General features: G+C 64.8%; 13 protein-coding genes, 1 tRNA gene and 1 riboswitch. Of the genes, 13 read left to right on the plus strand and 1 reads right to left on the minus strand.

Annotated features, from left to right (window positions below):
• Positions 1–14: 14 nt before the first annotated feature.
• From miaB to metK, 6 genes are all read left to right on the plus strand, one after another.
• A complete protein-coding gene (gene miaB, locus H9529_RS02000) occupies positions 15–1,355 on the plus strand; it encodes a tRNA (N6-isopentenyl adenosine(37)-C2)-methylthiotransferase MiaB (RefSeq protein ID WP_397544894.1) in 1,341 nt (446 codons plus the stop codon).
• A gap of 110 nt (positions 1,356–1,465) precedes the next feature.
• Positions 1,466–2,503, plus strand: a complete 1,038-nt coding sequence (locus H9529_RS02005; protein ID WP_092886028.1) for a PhoH family protein — start codon at positions 1,466–1,468, stop codon at positions 2,501–2,503.
• 49 nt (positions 2,504–2,552) lie between these two features.
• Positions 2,553–3,056: an rRNA maturation RNase YbeY gene (ybeY, locus tag H9529_RS02010; RefSeq protein ID WP_397544895.1), complete on the plus strand. Its 504-nt coding sequence runs from the start codon at positions 2,553–2,555 to the stop codon at positions 3,054–3,056.
• An 18-nt stretch (positions 3,057–3,074) separates the two neighbouring features.
• Entirely contained in the window at positions 3,075–3,965 is an 891-nt protein-coding gene (locus H9529_RS02015; RefSeq protein ID WP_092886306.1) for a transporter associated domain-containing protein, read from the plus strand.
• 4 nt (positions 3,966–3,969) lie between these two features.
• Positions 3,970–5,685, plus strand: coding sequence for an apolipoprotein N-acyltransferase (gene lnt, locus H9529_RS02020; protein WP_092886032.1), 1,716 nt, complete (start codon positions 3,970–3,972; stop codon positions 5,683–5,685).
• A 33-nt stretch (positions 5,686–5,718) separates the two neighbouring features.
• A riboswitch (SAM-SAH riboswitch) is annotated at positions 5,719–5,767 on the plus strand.
• A 6-nt stretch (positions 5,768–5,773) separates the two neighbouring features.
• Positions 5,774–6,940, plus strand: coding sequence for a methionine adenosyltransferase (gene metK, locus H9529_RS02025; protein WP_092886034.1), 1,167 nt, complete (start codon positions 5,774–5,776; stop codon positions 6,938–6,940).
• Between the two features lie 156 nt (positions 6,941–7,096).
• Here the strand turns inward: metK and H9529_RS02030 are convergent, their stop codons facing one another.
• The gene (locus tag H9529_RS02030) at positions 7,097–7,858 is read right to left on the minus strand and encodes an SDR family oxidoreductase (RefSeq protein WP_092886036.1); all 762 of its coding nucleotides are present in this window, start codon (positions 7,856–7,858) and stop codon (positions 7,097–7,099) included.
• A 368-nt stretch (positions 7,859–8,226) separates the two neighbouring features.
• Here H9529_RS02030 and trmB point away from each other — a divergent pair, with 368 nt between their 5' ends.
• The 7 genes from trmB to H9529_RS02065 all read left to right on the plus strand — a co-directional run bounded on the left by trmB (position 8,227) and on the right by H9529_RS02065 (position 15,606).
• Complete coding sequence (trmB, locus tag H9529_RS02035) at positions 8,227–8,949, plus strand: tRNA (guanine(46)-N(7))-methyltransferase TrmB (protein WP_092886038.1); 723 nt, start codon at positions 8,227–8,229, stop codon at positions 8,947–8,949.
• 411 nt (positions 8,950–9,360) lie between these two features.
• Positions 9,361–10,059, plus strand: coding sequence for a phosphatidylserine decarboxylase (locus tag H9529_RS02040; RefSeq protein WP_092886040.1), 699 nt, complete (start codon positions 9,361–9,363; stop codon positions 10,057–10,059).
• A 3-nt stretch (positions 10,060–10,062) separates the two neighbouring features.
• Positions 10,063–10,857 carry a CDP-diacylglycerol--serine O-phosphatidyltransferase gene (gene pssA / locus H9529_RS02045; protein WP_092886042.1) on the plus strand — a complete coding sequence of 265 codons (795 nt, stop codon included), beginning with the start codon at positions 10,063–10,065 and terminating at the stop codon, positions 10,855–10,857.
• Between the two features lie 200 nt (positions 10,858–11,057).
• Positions 11,058–11,134: transfer RNA gene (locus H9529_RS02050), tRNA-Asp, on the plus strand.
• Positions 11,135–11,520: 386 nt separating this feature from the next.
• Entirely contained in the window at positions 11,521–12,951 is a 1,431-nt protein-coding gene (locus H9529_RS02055; RefSeq protein WP_092886044.1) for a bifunctional phosphopantothenoylcysteine decarboxylase/phosphopantothenate synthase, read from the plus strand.
• A gap of 442 nt (positions 12,952–13,393) precedes the next feature.
• Entirely contained in the window at positions 13,394–13,861 is a 468-nt protein-coding gene (gene dut, locus H9529_RS02060) for a dUTP diphosphatase (protein ID WP_092886046.1), read from the plus strand.
• A 656-nt stretch (positions 13,862–14,517) separates the two neighbouring features.
• Positions 14,518–15,606, plus strand: a complete 1,089-nt coding sequence (locus H9529_RS02065; RefSeq protein ID WP_092886048.1) for a HesA/MoeB/ThiF family protein — start codon at positions 14,518–14,520, stop codon at positions 15,604–15,606.
• The last annotated feature ends 252 nt before the right edge of the window (positions 15,607–15,858 follow it).

The raw sequence follows: 15,858 nt of genomic DNA on the forward strand, positions 1-15,858 counted from the left end.
CCTATGGCTGCCAGATGAATGTCTATGACAGCGAGCGGATGGCCGAAGCCTTGGGGACCTCGGGCTACACGACCACCGACGTGATGGAAGACGCCGACATGATCTTGCTCAACACCTGCCACATCCGTGAGAAGGCGGCGGAAAAAGTGTATTCCGAACTGGGCCGCCTGCGCGGGTTGAAAGAGGCCAATCCCGACCTGAAGATCGGTGTCGCGGGCTGCGTTGCTCAGGCCGAAGGTGCCGAGATCATGCGCCGTCAGCCGTTGGTCGATCTGGTGGTCGGGCCGCAGACCTATCACCGCCTGCCTGCGATGGAGGCCTCGGTGCGCGCGGGCCTCCGCGCACTGGACACTGATTTCCCCGCCGAGGACAAGTTCGACCATCTGCCCGCCCGCGCGCCCTCGACCAGCGCGCGCATAGCCGGTGCTGTGTCCACACCCGGGCTGCGCAAACCCGCCCGGGCCCCCACCGCTTTCCTCACGGTACAGGAGGGCTGCGACAAGTTTTGCGCTTTCTGCGTCGTGCCCTACACGCGGGGGGCTGAGGTCTCGCGACCCGCAGACCGCGTCTTGATGGAAGCGCGCGGGCTGGTGGAACGTGGCGTGCGCGAGATCACGCTGTTGGGTCAGAACGTCAATGCGTATCATGGGATGGGGCAGGGCGGAGATTGGTCGCTCGCCCGGCTGATCTGGGCGCTGAACGATATCGACGGGTTGGAGCGTATTCGCTTCACCACCTCGCATCCCAATGACATGGCTGAGGACCTGATCGCCGCGCATCGCGATTGCCCGAAGCTGATGCCTTATCTGCATTTGCCGGTGCAATCCGGGTCCGACCGGATCCTGAAGGCGATGAACCGCAAGCACACCGCGCGCGACTATCTGGCGCTGATCGACCGGCTGCGTGATGCGCGGCCTGATCTGTTGCTGTCGGGCGACTTCATCGTGGGTTTCCCCGGTGAGGAGGAGGCAGATTTTCAGGCGACGCTCGATCTGGTGGCGGCGGTGGGCTACGGGCAGGCCTACAGTTTCAAATACTCGGCCAGGCCAGGCACGCCCGCTGCCGAACGCGGCGCGGTGTCGGACGACGTCGCCACCGACCGGCTGCACCGCCTTCAGGCGCTGCTGACCCGGCAACAGCGTGACACGCAGGCCTCCATGATCGGGCGCGAGGTATCGGTCCTCATCGAGAAACCGGGTCGTGAGGTCGGGCAGATGGTCGGCAAATCTGAATACCTGCACGCGGTCTTCGTGACCGATACGCAGGTGCAGCCTGGTCAGATCGCCCGTGTCAGAATCACCGAGAATGCCACGAACTCGCTCGGCGGGGTCGTGGTGGGATGGCTGACGCCATGACCCACATCTTGGGTCTGGCTGCGGCAATATGACCGGATTTCCGCCTATTTTGTGACAGGGCCGTGAATTCTTGTACGCGGCGCTTGCGCGATAGAGATTCCAAAGGCACCATGATCTTGCAACATACATCAAGGGAGAATTGCTTGGGCATCAGCGCGCTGACCCCCCCGCCTCAACCGGATCAAAGCTTGGAGACAGTGCTGGAATTCGGGGACAACCGTCTGCTCATTGATCTGTGTGGTGAGTTTGACAAGAACATCACCCATATCGAAAGCCATCTCGGCGTGCAGATCATCCGGCGTGGCAACCAGTTGTCGCTGATGGGCGATCCCGTAGGGCGTGCGCGCGCGGCGGATGTGCTGCAAAGCCTCTATGATCGGCTGCAAGATGGTGGCGCGGTCGAACATGGCGATGTCGCCGCCGCGATCCGCATGGGGCAAGAGCCGCTGGGCGCCGACCAGCTGGAAATGTTCCGCACCGGCGCGATGGAGATCCGCACCCGCAAGAAGACCGTCGCCCCCCGCACCAAGGCGCAGCAAGATTATGTAAAGAACCTGCTGGAGAATGAGCTGAATTTCGGCATCGGCCCGGCAGGTACCGGCAAAACCTATCTGGCGGTGGCCGTCGCGGTCAACATGTTCGCCGAAGGGATGGTAGACCGCATCATCCTGTCGCGTCCTGCGGTGGAAGCAGGCGAGCGTTTGGGCTTCCTGCCCGGTGACATGAAGGAAAAGATCGACCCCTACATGCAGCCGCTTTACGATGCGCTGAACGATTTTCTGCCCGGCAAGCAACTGGCCAAGCTGATGGAGGAAAAGCGCATCGAAATTGCACCGCTCGCCTTCATGCGCGGCCGCACCCTCGCCAACGCCTTCGTCGTGCTGGACGAGGCACAGAACGCGACCGAGATGCAGATGAAGATGTTCCTCACCCGGTTGGGCGAAGGCTCTCGCATGGCGATCACGGGCGATCGCAGCCAGATCGACCTGCCGCGGGGCGTGCCATCGGGCCTGCGCTCAGCGGAACGGATCCTCGACGGGGTGAAGGGCATCAGCTTCAGCTACTTTACCGCCAAGGATGTCGTGCGTCACCCGTTGGTCGCGCGCATCATCGAGGCCTATGAAAAGGACGATCCCGCCAGTGTCTGAGCCGCTGGTGTCTGAGGCCCCATTCGGTGCGATCCGGGTTGAGGTCGCGATGGAAGATGACCGATGGTCGGCGCTGGACCTCGAAGCAATGGCGTTGAATGCGGCACAGGCCGTGCTGTCACACCTGGGGCATAGCGTGGTCTGCGTCGAACTCAGCGTGCTGGCCTGCGACGATGCGCGCATCGCGGGGTTGAACGGTGATTTCAGGGGCAAGCCCGCGCCAACCAATGTCCTGTCCTGGCCGACTTGGGACCTTTCTGCCGATGCCGATGGCGACCGCCCCGAGGCACCGGAACCCGGCACCGTGGCCGATGCAGAGCCGCTAGGCGACATTGCGCTTGCATATGACACCTGTGCGCGCGAAGCGGTTGAACAAGAAAAGCGTTTCGGCGATCATGTGGTGCATCTTCTGGTGCACTCGGTCCTGCACTTGCTGGGATATGATCATATCCGTGACAAAGATGCCGCGCTGATGGAAGAACTTGAGCGACAGATACTTGCAACCATGGGGGTCTCTGACCCATATGAGGCGCGAGACGTGATATTGGACTGAATGTTGGACAAGGACACAATGGGCGACAGTATAGACGGGTCTAATGCGGCGCACAGCGCGCAGCCAGACCCACAGCAGGCCGATCAACGCGGCTTTCTGGGCCGCATCTTTGGTGGAAACGCCAGCGACGACACCGAAGGTGATGAAAAGGGCGATGATGCGGTGCCTGCCCGCCACCGGCCCGCTATCGCGGCATTGCCCGGTATGGCGAACCTTCGCCGCCTTCGGGTCGAGGATGTTTCGATCCCCAAGGCGGAAATCGTTGCTGTCCCTGTCGATATCGACCGTGACCGCTTGGTAGAGCAGTTCCGCGAAAGTGGCTTTTCACGCCTACCGGTCTATAACGACACCCTTGATAAACCGCTGGGGCTGTTGCTCCTGAAGGATCTGGCGCTGGAATACGGTTTCAACGGCCATTCCCACGACCTGAACCTCGACCCGCTGCTGCGCCCGCTTCTCTATGTGCCGCCCTCGATGCCGCTGGTGGTGCTGTTGCAGAAGATGCAGACCGAACGTATCCACATGGCGTTGGTGATCGACGAATACGGCGGCGTTGACGGGCTGGTCACCATCGAGGACTTGCTGGAGCAGGTGGTGGGTGAGATCGAGGATGAGCATGACACCGACGAGGAAGGGTTGTGGCAACTGGAAAAACCAGGTGTCTATCTGGCGCAGGCCCGCACGCCGCTGGATGAGTTCGAGGCCGAGATCGGCTTTTCCCTGACCGACTCGCTGGATGAAGAGGAAATCGACACGCTAGGCGGGTTGGTATTCGTGCTGACCGGCCGGGTGCCCGCGCGCGGCGAGGTGATCGCCCATCCCGCCGGGGCCGAGTTCGACATCATCGACGCCGATCCCCGCCGCATCAAGCGGCTGCGGGTCCGACTGCCCGCAACGCTGTACAGCTGATCAAATGACCCGCCGCCACCCGCCGACGCAGCCCGGGCGCGTGCGCCTCGCCCGGTTTGGCGCAGGCGTTGCGGCACCTGCGGGGGTGGGCGCGCTCATCGCGTTGGGGCAGGCCCCATTGGGCTGGTGGTGGGTTTCCTTGGCCGCGCTGTCGATGCTGTTTCATTGCGCAGTGCAATCGCGCGGCCCGCGTGCCACCGCGCTGCTCTTCTGGGCGGCAGGCACGGGCTACTTTCTGGCCGCGCTGTTCTGGCTGGTGGAACCCTTTCTGATCGCGCCAGAGCGTCACGCCTGGATGGCGCCCTTTGCGCTTTTGATGATGGCGGGGGGGCTTGCGCTTTTCTGGGCCCTGGCTGGATGGCTGGGCGCGTGGTTGACCCGGTGGCCTGGCCCCGCAGGATTGCCGCGCCTGTTGGCGCTGGCCTTCAGTTTCGTCGCGGCGGAATGGGCGCGGGGCTATGTTTTCACAGGCTTTCCGTGGGCGCTGCTGGGCCATATCTGGACCGATACGCCGGTGGCACAACTGGCTGCCATCACCGGCCCGCTGGGGCTGAGCTTGCTGACGGTGCTGCCTGTCGCGTTGTTGGTCTGGGCGGTAACGGGCAGCGCGCCGTCACGGGGCGCAAGTTCCGCTGGGATGGGCCAGACATCCGTCAGGGTGCTGTCCGCGCCCTCCCGCGACGCGGTCTCGTCGAAGGCCAATGCGGGGCCGCTGCGCGCCGCAGCCCTTGTGATTGCGGTTTCTGCCGTGGCCGGCGCGTGGCTCTGGGGGCAGGCGCGGCTTGCGCAGCCCATGCCCGCACCCGCGCAATCCGTTCAACTGCGGCTGGTGCAGCCCAACGCCCCGCAGGCAGAGAAATGGCGCTACGACCTGGCCGAGATGTTCTTTTACCGTCACCTGTACCTGTCCGCTGCCCCGCCGCGCGCCGACACCCCCCCGCCTGATCTGGTGATCTGGTCGGAAACCGCGGTGCCGTTCTTGCTCGATACCATGGGCGTGGGCTTGCAGATGTCCGCTGATGCCGCTGCCCCCGCGCGGCTCGCGTTGGGGGTGCAACGCTCGGATGAGGAGGGGCGTTTCTTCAACAGCCTTGCCGTGCTGGGTGCGGATGGTCAGCCCACCCATGTCTATGACAAACACCATCTGGTGCCCTTCGGCGAATACGTCCCCTTCGCCGATGCGCTTTTGGGTGCGAATTACGCGGGCTTTGCCGCGCGCCAGTTGCAAGGCTACAGTCCCGGCCCCGGGCCGCAACTGCTCGATCTGGGGGCGCTGGACAATGATGGTCCGGGGCAGGGTGGGCAGGAACCCAAAAACCTCGGCCGCGTCCTGCCGCTGATCTGCTACGAGGCCGTGTTTCCCCGCCATCTGCGCACCGAGGTCCGCCCCGACTGGGTGCTTCAGGTCACCAATGACGCCTGGTTCGGCGCGCTGACCGGCCCGTATCAGCATCTGGCGCAGGCCCGGTTGCGCGCCGTGGAACAGGGGCTGCCCTTGGTGCGTGTGGCCAATACCGGCGTGTCGGCCATCATCGACGCACGGGGCCAGGTGCTGGCGGCGCTGCCGCTCAACACGCTGGGGGCGCTGGACGGGGCGGTGCCGGGCGCGCTGCCGCCCACGCCCTATGCCCGCTTTGGTGACCTGCCGATCGGCGTGTTGCTCGTGGCGGGTTTAACCCTACTGGCATTGCGTCGCCGGAATATGGCTGCGGCCCATTGACCCCGGATGCACCAGCGGCTACTCGGCTTTATTGTCCTGTCACAACGGCTTCCTGGCGTGACGGGCGTAACCCAACGGAGCACTTTTCATGGCCAGACAGAACTTCATTTTCACCTCTGAATCCGTTTCAGAGGGGCATCCGGACAAGTTGTGCGATCGCATCTCGGATGCCGTACTCGATGCCTTTCTGGCGGAAGAGGCCAACGCCCGCGTCGCCTGCGAAACCTTTGCAACCACCAACCGCGTCGTCATCGGTGGTGAGGTCGGTTTGTCTGACAAGGACCGCCTGACCCACATGCTGGGGCAGGTTGATCAGATCGCGCGCGACTGTGTGCGCGACATCGGCTATGAGCAGGACAAATTTCACTGGAACACCTTGCAACTCGACAACCTGCTGCACCCGCAATCTGCGCATATCGCGCAGGGCGTGGACCGCGATGGGGCGGGTGATCAGGGGATCATGTTCGGCTATGCGGTGAATGAGACGCCCGCGCTGATGCCCGCGCCAATCCTCTATTCCCATGCGATCCTGCGCCGTCTGGCCGAGGTGCGCAAATCCGGGCAGGAGCCGACGCTGCGCCCCGATGCCAAGACCCAGCTGTCGCTGCGCTATGAGGACGGCGTGCCGGTTGAGGTGACTCAACTCGTATTGTCCACTCAGCACGCGCTCGAATCCCAGACAAGTGATGACATCCGCGCCATTGTCGAACCCTATATTCGCGAAGTTCTGCCTGCGGGCTGGCTTACCGAGGCGACAGAATGGTGGGTCAACCCGACCGGCACCTTCGTCATCGGCGGTCCTGACGGCGACGCGGGCCTGACCGGGCGCAAGATCATCGTGGATACCTACGGTGGATCGGCGCCCCACGGCGGCGGCGCGTTCTCCGGCAAAGATCCGACCAAGGTCGACCGCTCTGCCGCCTATGCCGCGCGCTATCTGGCCAAGAACGTGGTGGCTGCCGGGATGGCCGAGCGCTGCACAATCCAGCTTTCCTATGCTATCGGCGTCGCCAAACCGTTGTCGATCTATGCCGACACGCACGGTACAGGGCAGGTGCACGAATCCGCGATCGAGCGCGCAGTTGCCCGCGCCATGGACCTGACCCCACGCGGCATCCGTACGCATCTGGGCCTCGACCGCCCGATCTATGCACGCACCGCCGCCTATGGCCACTTTGGCCGCGCGCCCGAGGCCGACGGCGGCTTCAGTTGGGAACGCACCGACCTGGCCGAGGCGCTGAAGAAAGAAGTCTGACCGCCTCGCGCCCACGTCATGGGCGCGAAAGCGCGCCTACATAACGGAACACATCATGCCCTTCCTCCGCCATGCACTGGCGGTGGAGGGTTTTTTGTCGGCCGCCGCCGCCGGTCCTGCGACCGAGTGACCAATCTTGCAAAGGTGCCGTCGCCGTTAGCGGCCACCCGTGACATCCAGCACAGCGCCAGTTGTATAGGACGCCTCATCGCTGCAGAGCCAGATGATCGCGTTGGCAACTTCCCGGGCGCGTCCGGCGCGCGCCATCGGCACCAGTTTTCCCAACCGCTGTGCGCGATCGGGTTGCCCACCGCTTGCATGGATCTCTGTCTCGATCAGGCCAGGGCGGACCGCGTTCACCCGGATATTCTGCGCGGCAAGTTCTTTGGAAAGGCCGAGAGTCAGCGTATCAATCGCCCCCTTGGCTGCCGCATAATCGACGTATTCAAAGGGCGCGCCCAATCTTGCCGCGACGGAAGACACGAAGACCAGCGCGCCGGAAGGTTCATCGGCGTCGCGCGGCAGATACCGCGCAGCCTCGCGGGCAAACAGCAATGCCCCCAGAAGATTGACCTCAACCATGTTTCGGATCCGGTCCGCGCTCATCTGGGCCAGGGGCATGGAGGGCCCGACGATGCCGGCATTCACCACCACCGCATCGATACGGCCAAAGTGGTCGGCCACCTGCCTGAAGTTGTGCGTCACATCGGCCTCGGTGCAGACATTGCCCTGCACCATCATTCCGCGCGCGCCCAGATCCTCGATCTCCTGAACCGTGCGCGCTGCCATCACGCTGTCGGTGCGATATGTGATCGCGACCGACCAACCCCGTTCGGCCGCGCGAAGCGCTGTCTCCCGTCCGATGCCACGCGATCCGCCGCTGATCAGAAGCGTCTTGGTGCCCGGGGTTTTCGACATCGTTGCTCGTCCTTTCGACATATGCCTCTGAGCCATGGCGCACACCGCCAGGTGCAGCGACGGACCAACTTCCCCCGATGTGCTTGGGAGAACCATTGCATCAGATGGTACGGGGCAGAAGGCAGGCGCGCAATCGCGACAACCACAAGGCCGCACCGCCACTGGAATCGGCCCACGCGCCACATTTGGCAATGACGCCCCGTGACCCGGCGCCCGCGCTACCCCCCGATTCCCGCGCAGCGCATTCCACACCCAGCGAGCGTTGGCCTTCTGCCGCTCCGCCCCTTGGTGAGGTTTTGCCGCCACCCCTTGACCCCGCAGTCCCCAGAAGCCATACCCCCGCCGATCAGAACAACCCCGGGGCCCCCATGCGCCAATCGCCTGAAAAACACCCCTTCCGGGGCCGCAACTTTTATGGGCGGCTGAAGGGCAAGACCTTGCGGCCCATGCAGCAGGAATACCTTGATCAGGATCTGAAGCCGCTGGCCCCGGCCGGTGTCAGCTTTACCGACAACCCGCAACGCACGCGCGTCGATCCTGCGGCGTGGTTCGCGGACCCCCGGCCCCTGTGGCTGGAGGTGGGCTTTGGCGGTGGCGAGCATCTGGTGCATCAAGCCACCCTCAACCCCGGGGTCGGCATTATCGGGTGCGAGCCCTATATCAACGGTGTCGCGATGTTGCTCGGCAAGATCCGCGACGCCGGGGTCGAGAACCTGCGCATCCATGCGGGCGATGTGCGCGATCTGTTCGAGGTGCTGCCCGATGCCTGCCTGACCCGGGCCTTTCTGCTGTACCCAGATCCCTGGCCGAAGAAGCGCCACCACCGCCGCCGGTTCGTCACGCCCGAGCATCTGGTTCCGCTGGCCCGCGTGCTGGCCCCTGGCGCGCAGCTGCGCGTGGCAACCGACATCCCCGATTACGTCCGCCAGACCATGAAGGAGGTGCCGCCTGCCGGGTTCACGTGCCTCAACCCCGCACGGGTGGATTGGTACGCCCCTTGGCCAGACTGGATTTCCACGCGGTATGAGCAGAAGGCCCTGCGCGAGGGCCGCACCCCGCATTACCTGACGTTTGAACGCAACGCAGCCTGATTGGCAGGATGCGTGGGTGAGGGGGTGCTGTCCCCGTCCAAACCTGTCCTGCCGCACCTTCGACGGCCCCATGCGCACGCGAACCCCGGCCTGATACGCCGCCACCATTGCGACCGGGCTGTAGCCCCCCCCCATTGCGACCAAGGCTTTGCGCAGGTCACTCCGCCCCACAAACTGGAACCGTCGTCGCCATGGCCCTGCGGCGTCATCCCGCCCCTCGGCTGACCACGCAGGCAACAGCCCCGGCGTGGCCAAATCACGCGTGGCCGATTATCGACGTTTTATTGCCCGACGATATGCGCTAAACCCTGACGCCAAAGGTGCCTTCTGCGCCCATTCTTCACCGCCCTTCAGGCCCCGTGGCATCTTGGTGCCCGGCCCTGCTGACCGCCCGTTCAAAGGAAACCGCCCATGTCCGCCGATATGATGTCCACTGTCGTCAAACCCATCCACCGTGAGGGGTACAAGTTCATCACGATCTTCGCCGTCGTGACGCTGGTGCTGTTTCTGATCGCCGAGCCGCTGGGCTGGATCGGCGCCGGGCTGACCGTCTGGTGTTATTATTTCTTCCGTGACCCGGAGCGTCACACCCCGATGCGCGAAGGGCTGATCATCAGCCCCGCCGACGGCGTGATCTCGCTGATCGAACGCGCTGTGCCGCCGGTCGAACTGGGCATGGGCGATGCGGCACTGACCCGGGTGTCGGTCTTCATGAACGTGTTCAACTGCCATGTGAACCGCGCGCCGATTGCAGGCCGGATCGACAAGATCGCCTATCGGCCGGGCAAGTTCCTCAATGCCTCGCTCGACAAGGCCAGCGTGGACAATGAGCGCAACTCGGTCGCGATCGAGATGGCTGATGGGCGCAAGCTGGCGGTGGTTCAGATTGCCGGGTTGGTGGCGCGCCGCATCTTGTGCGAAGTGACCGAGGGGCAGGAGATGGAGACGGGCGAACGTTTCGGCATGATCCGCTTCGGTTCGCGCCTCGATGTGTATCTGCCCGAGGGGGTGGAGCCGCTGGTCGCGCTGGGGCAGACCATGGTTGCGGGTGAAACGGTGTTGGCCGACCTGACCGCGCATGAGGCACGTCGCATGGCTGAGGCACGCTGAGCCATGGCCAAGGACCCAGAACCCCGCCGCGGCCTGCGCCCCGGTTTTCGCCCGCATAACCGCGCACCGCTGCGCGACACTTTGCCGTTCTTGACGCTGGTACCCAATCTGGTCACGATCATCGGGCTGTGCGCGGGACTGACCTCCATCCGCTATGTGATGGAGGGGCGGTTCGAGATCGCGGCGGGCCTGTTGATCTTTGCCGCGTTTGTCGATGCGCTGGACGGGCTGCTGGCGCGGAAATTGAATGCGGCCAGCGACTTTGGGGCAGAGCTGGACTCGCTGGCCGATTTCGTGAATTTCGGCATCGCGCCGGGGCTGTTGCTGTTTCAATATGCGCTGAAGGGTGCATCTGGGCTGGGATGGATGTTCGTGCTGATCTTCGCGGTCTGCGGCTGTCTGCGGCTGGCGCGGTTCAATGTGAACCGTGACGCGCCCAATCCCGGCGGGCGGTTGCATTTCGTCGGCGTGCCGGCGCCTGCGGGCGCGATGCTTGCACTTTTGCCGGTTTTCTTGGGGCTGGCGGATGTGATCGACCTGCGGGCAGCCTCATTGCCGGTCGCGGTTTATCTGGGGCTGGTGGGGATGTTGATGATCAGCCGGTTGCCCACACCGTCGATCAAGGGCGTACGGGTGTCGCGTGACCGCGTAGTCTGGGTGCTGATCTCAATGAGTGCCATCATCGGGCTGGCGCTGACGCAGTTCTGGCTGCTGGCGGTTATCTTGGACCTGATCTACATCGGCTTGTTGGTGCATGCCGTCATCGGCGTGCTGCGCAAACCCCGGGCAAAGGACTGAAGGGTGACGTCCGCCGTGGTCGTCTATCCGCTTTCCGTGATGCGCGGGCCTGGCGTCCGGCGTGACTTGCGCCATTGCGCAATGGCTCACTGAAAATTCCCCTTGAGTTTCGCTGCAACTGCCCGAAATCACCCTTGACCTTGCTGCCACGCGCCCCTAAGACGCGCCAACGCCGGATGAAACATTCGGCGGCTTGCGGGGCGGTTGTAGCTCAGTTGGTTAGAGTACCGGCCTGTCACGCCGGGGGTCGCGGGTTCGAGCCCCGTCAACCGCGCCACCGCAAAGCATTTCTTCCCATATTGCAGGCATGGCCGGCCCTTTAAGCGTGGGTCGCGCTGGACTGGCAAACATTGCCGTGTACAGCGGCGTTCGTGCGTCGAAGGGGCCGCGTAGTGGCTGCTATGGTCCCGTCACGCGCGTCTGCTTGTTCTTCATGTTTTTCTGCGTGGTGGGTCTTTCCCTATGGTGCCGCGTGCAATCGTACCGGAGCCGGTTCCCTGCGCGGCAGTGTTGCGGGTGGGCGGGCCCTTGAGTTCCGCGCCGCCCCCTTGCGGTTGGCGCGGGAATCGGCCAGCCTTTAAGCTGACTTTGCTTTTTGATTGGGTGGTTCGCAGTGCGTTCGAGTTAGTTACACGCAGGGCAGGTAGCAGCGGGGCAGGCATCATGCTGGCGGGCAGACAGGTACTTTTGATCATCGGCGGCGGCATCGCAGCCTACAAGGCGCTGGAACTGATCCGTCTGTTGCGCGGCGCGGGTGCGGGCGTTGTGCCGGTGATGACGACCGCAGCGGCGCAATTCGTTACGCCCCTGTCGGTGGCGGCGCTGGCCGGGCACCGCGTTTATGCGACCCTCTTCGATCTGAAAGATGAGGCTGAAATGGGGCATATCCAGTTGTCGCGGCTGGCCGATCTGATCGTGGTGGCCCCGGCGACCTCTGATCTTTTGGCAAAGATGGCAGGGGGGCATGCAGACGATCTGGCGTCGACCCTGCTTCTGGCTACGGACACCCCAGTTTTGGTGGCACCTGCGATGAATGTGCGGATGTGGGACCACCCGGCCACCCGGCGCAACATGGCGCAAGTGCAGGGTGATGGCGTGGCCTGCATCGGCCCGGACAGCGGCGAGATGGCCTGCGGCGAATATGGCCCCGGCCGGATGGCCGAGCCGACCGCCATCTTGCAGGCGGTCCGCGAAATACTGCGGGCCGGTGGTGCGCCTGACGGCAGGGGTGCGGTGGGAGGTGGGCAGGGCATCGGCTTGGGCATTGCCCAACGCGATGTATCGGGAACGCCCACCAGCGTCGCGCCCGTTGCTGAGACGGGCGCCGCATCCGCGCACAGCCTCGAGACCGCTGCTGCACCGCTGCGCGGCCCATTGACGGGGCGGCATGTCCTTATCACATCCGGCCCGACCCATGAGCCGATCGACCCGGTGCGCTATATCGCAAACCGGTCTTCGGGGGCTCAGGGTGCAGCGCTGGCGGCGGCTTGTCGCGATCTCGGCGCGCGGGTGACGTTCGTGACCGGCCCGGCCAGCGTGCCGCCACCTGCGGGTGTTGACGTGGTGCGCGTGGAGACCGCGCTGGAGATGCTGGCGGCAGTGCAGGGAGCGCTTCCCGCTGACGTGGCGATATTTGCGGCTGCTGTCGCCGACTGGCGCGTTGCCAATGCGGGTGCGCAGAAGCTGAAGAAGACCGAAGGCGGCCTGCCAGTGCTGGAATTCAGCGAGAACCCCGATATTCTGGCCACGGTATCTGCCCATCCGCACCGCCCCGCGCTGGTGGTGGGCTTTGCCGCCGAGACCCATGACGTGGCGGCGTACGCCCACGCCAAGCGCCTGCGCAAGGGCTGTGACTGGATCGTGGCCAATGATGTCAGCCCGGGCACCGGGATCATGGGCGGCAGCGACAATGCTGTGCATCTGATCACTGCCGACGGGTCCGAGGTTTGGCCGATGCTGCCCAAGACAGAGGTCGCGCGCCGCCTGGCCAACCGCATCGCCGCCGTCCTGCCGCCCGGTACAGGCGATAGCGGGGGCTTTGGTGGGGTTTCGGGCGATGGCCGCGGATCGCCGCCGCAGGGCGCGTCCGGGTGAGGTGCGCCCGAAACGCTGCCCGCCGCGGCAGCGCGGTGGCGGCGGCGTGTTGGCTCGTATCCTCGCCGATGCGCGTTGGTCCCACACAGCCGCGTCGGCGCCGCAGATCAGGACCCGGGGCTGGCGCATCGACGCGGGCAACGCTACATGGGGCCTTTGACATGGCTCACCCGACGCCGCCCGTCCGATGCCCGCTGCTCGATACAGGCTTTCCCGCATGGGGCATGAGAGAAGGGTGTTTGAAACGAAATGTACGACACGCGCCGCTCGCCTCTACCCGTCACCGGCCACCCGAATTCCGATCCGACGTGTCCAGCCGGGAGGTGCCCCGAACTCACCCTCCGGCCACCCGCGCCTCGCCTCTTTCGCACCAAGGTTGAATGCTGATGCCCTTTTCCCGCACACTCCCTTATGCCCACCTCTATGCCCAAGGTCCCCAGACATGAGCGTCACCGTTCTTTTTTGTCGCGAGAGCTGGGCCGATCCTCAAATCGCCTTGCCCGCCTATGAAACCCCCGGTGCGGCTGGTGCTGATATACGCGCCTGCCTGCCTGACGACCTGCGCGAGGCGGGTATGACCTTCGCCCCGATGCAGCGCGCCGTGGTTCCCACCGGGCTGTGTGTCGAGATCCCGCCGGGGTTCGAGATGCAGATCAGGCCACGCTCGGGCTTGGCATTGAAGCATGGCATCACCCTTCCCAATACGCCGGGCACCATCGACAGCGATTATCGCGGTCCCCTGGGCGTCGCGCTGGTCAATCTGGGCACAGCACCCTACACCATCGCGCATGGCGACCGGATCGCGCAGATCATCATCGCGCCCGTGCTGCAGGCGCGCTTCATGCTGACTGACACGCTGTCCGCGACGGCGCGAGGCCTTGGTGGTTTTGGCTCGACTGGGCGCAGCTGAGCCCGCGCGGCGCGGCGATCAGAGCGTTTGGAACGGGCCGCCCTGAACCTGCCCGGGTGCCCGCGCGATGATCGGGCGCCGCCCGACTGGACGCCTTGCGGTGGCCCATCGCGCGGGTAGACGCGGTCGTAAGGTGTGAGGGCGGCGTTGTCGCATGGCGTTTGTATCGCCATTGCGTCGACATGGGCTATGTTGCGCCTCGGCAGGTCGGGGCGGGGCCGAGATGCGTGGCCTGTCCGGCGCTTGACCTGTACGGAGGTTGGCTTGTCCGGAGCTTGGCCCGTCCGGCGTGCGGGAAGGCGCGGGTCTTTCGGGCCTTGGCTCTGTGTTGGTTCGGAGGCACCAGCCCGTGTGGGCGGTGTCGAAACCGGGGCGAGTTCGCGCTGATGACGCGGCCCATTCCGGCGCCTACATCAGGGATGGTGCAGCACCTGAGCGACTAGGCTGCCCCGGATGTCGAAAGTGGCCGCGACCCGGACCATAAAATGCGGGCCGGCGCTGAGCCCGACGCGGCCCGCAAGACGGCCTCTGCGACACCGGGTGCAGGGGCAGAAGTCGGCACCGACATCCCGCAAGCGGGGCATAGGACCCGGCTTTGTGGGAAGAGGTGAACAAAAACGCGCGCCCCGCCGGGGGCCAGACGGATAGGATGACGCATGGGACTGGTGCTGTTTGTGATGCTCGCTCTTTGGGGGCTTGGCGCGGTGATGAAGGCCCCAGTGCGCGCACGGCTCGGCATGATCGGGGCGGTCTATCTGGCGGTGGTGCTGGCGCAACTGGTGCTGCCACAGGGCAACCCGCTGCGCGTGGCGACGGGGGGCGCGGCGCAGCCTTGGCTGGTGCTGGGCGGGCTGGTGGGGCTGGCGGCGCTATACCGGCTGGGCCTACGCCGACTGCGCGCCCGCGCCACCCCGTCCGAACCCGCGCCCGCCCCGGACGCCCCTTTCCGCGAGGCAGAGCTGAACCGCTACGCCCGCCACATCTTCTTGCGCGAAATTGGTGGGGCTGGCCAGAAACGGCTCCAGGCCGCGCGGGTGCTGGTGGTGGGGGCAGGGGGCCTCGGCTCTCCCGTGCTGTTATACTTGGCAGCATCGGGGGTGGGGACCATCGGGGTGATTGACGATGATGTGGTCGAAGGCTCTAACCTGCAACGGCAGGTTATCCATACCGACGATCGCATCGGCCAGCCCAAGGTCTTCTCGGCACAGGCTGCGATGCAGGCGCTGAACCCCTTCATCACGGTGCGCCCCTACCATCGCCGACTGACACGGGATATCGCGCCAGCACTTTTTGCCGACTATGACCTGATCGTGGACGGCAGCGACAATTTTGAGACGCGCTACATGGTCAACCGGATGGCGGTGGCAGCGGACAAGCCCCTGATCGCGGGTGCGATGACGCAATGGGAGGGGCAGGTCAGCCTATATCAACCTGGCGTGGGGGGGCCGTGTTACCAATGCGTCTTCCCCGAAGCACCCGCGGTGGGGCTGGCCCCGTCATGCGCCGAGGCCGGGGTGATCGCGCCGCTGCCTGGTGTCATCGGGTCGATGATGGCGCTGGAGGTGGTGAAGCACATCTGCGGCGCAGGTGAAACGCTGGCCGGGCGGCTGGTAATCCATGATGCGCTTTACGCCGAGACGCGCAGCATCCGTGTACACCGCCGCGACAATTGCCCGATATGCGGCGGGCTGGCAGGCGCTGCGTCTGGCGCTGTGCCGGATGCCGCGCAGCAGAAAATCGGTTGACCACGACGCGCTGGATGTCGCCCAACAGCCGACCGGACACCTTCAGATGGGCCAAGGGGCGCCGTTTGACGCGTCTTGACTGCGCCAGAGTGTTTCAGGCGCAGTCAAGACGCTAGAGCGAGCACGCGCTGGCCAGCCCGGGAACTCGCGCTCGGGCAAGCTGGCGCGTGTTAACGCGGATTTCACAAAGCTCCCTCATGGTCGGCGGGTGTAGGTTGTGCCGAGAGTTTTTCGATGGATTTGTCCGATTCA

It is taken from the genome of Roseicitreum antarcticum (assembly GCF_014681765.1).
GTDB classification, from domain to species: Bacteria; Pseudomonadota; Alphaproteobacteria; order Rhodobacterales; family Rhodobacteraceae; genus Roseicitreum; species Roseicitreum antarcticum.

Coding starts and splice junctions, on each gene's coding strand:
- miaB (WP_397544894.1), top strand. CDS start 15: ATGAATGTCTATGACAGCGAGCGGATGGCCGAAGCCTTGGGGACCTCG.
- H9529_RS02005 (WP_092886028.1), top strand. CDS start 1,466: ATGATCTTGCAACATACATCAAGGGAGAATTGCTTGGGCATCAGCGCG.
- ybeY (WP_397544895.1), top strand. CDS start 2,553: ATGGAAGATGACCGATGGTCGGCGCTGGACCTCGAAGCAATGGCGTTG.
- H9529_RS02015 (WP_092886306.1), top strand. CDS start 3,075: ATGGGCGACAGTATAGACGGGTCTAATGCGGCGCACAGCGCGCAGCCA.
- lnt (WP_092886032.1), top strand. CDS start 3,970: ATGACCCGCCGCCACCCGCCGACGCAGCCCGGGCGCGTGCGCCTCGCC.
- metK (WP_092886034.1), top strand. CDS start 5,774: ATGGCCAGACAGAACTTCATTTTCACCTCTGAATCCGTTTCAGAGGGG.
- H9529_RS02030 (WP_092886036.1), bottom strand. CDS start 7,858: ATGTCGAAAACCCCGGGCACCAAGACGCTTCTGATCAGCGGCGGATCG.
- trmB (WP_092886038.1), top strand. CDS start 8,227: ATGCGCCAATCGCCTGAAAAACACCCCTTCCGGGGCCGCAACTTTTAT.
- H9529_RS02040 (WP_092886040.1), top strand. CDS start 9,361: ATGTCCGCCGATATGATGTCCACTGTCGTCAAACCCATCCACCGTGAG.
- pssA (WP_092886042.1), top strand. CDS start 10,063: ATGGCCAAGGACCCAGAACCCCGCCGCGGCCTGCGCCCCGGTTTTCGC.
- H9529_RS02055 (WP_092886044.1), top strand. CDS start 11,521: ATGCTGGCGGGCAGACAGGTACTTTTGATCATCGGCGGCGGCATCGCA.
- dut (WP_092886046.1), top strand. CDS start 13,394: ATGAGCGTCACCGTTCTTTTTTGTCGCGAGAGCTGGGCCGATCCTCAA.
- H9529_RS02065 (WP_092886048.1), top strand. CDS start 14,518: ATGGGACTGGTGCTGTTTGTGATGCTCGCTCTTTGGGGGCTTGGCGCG.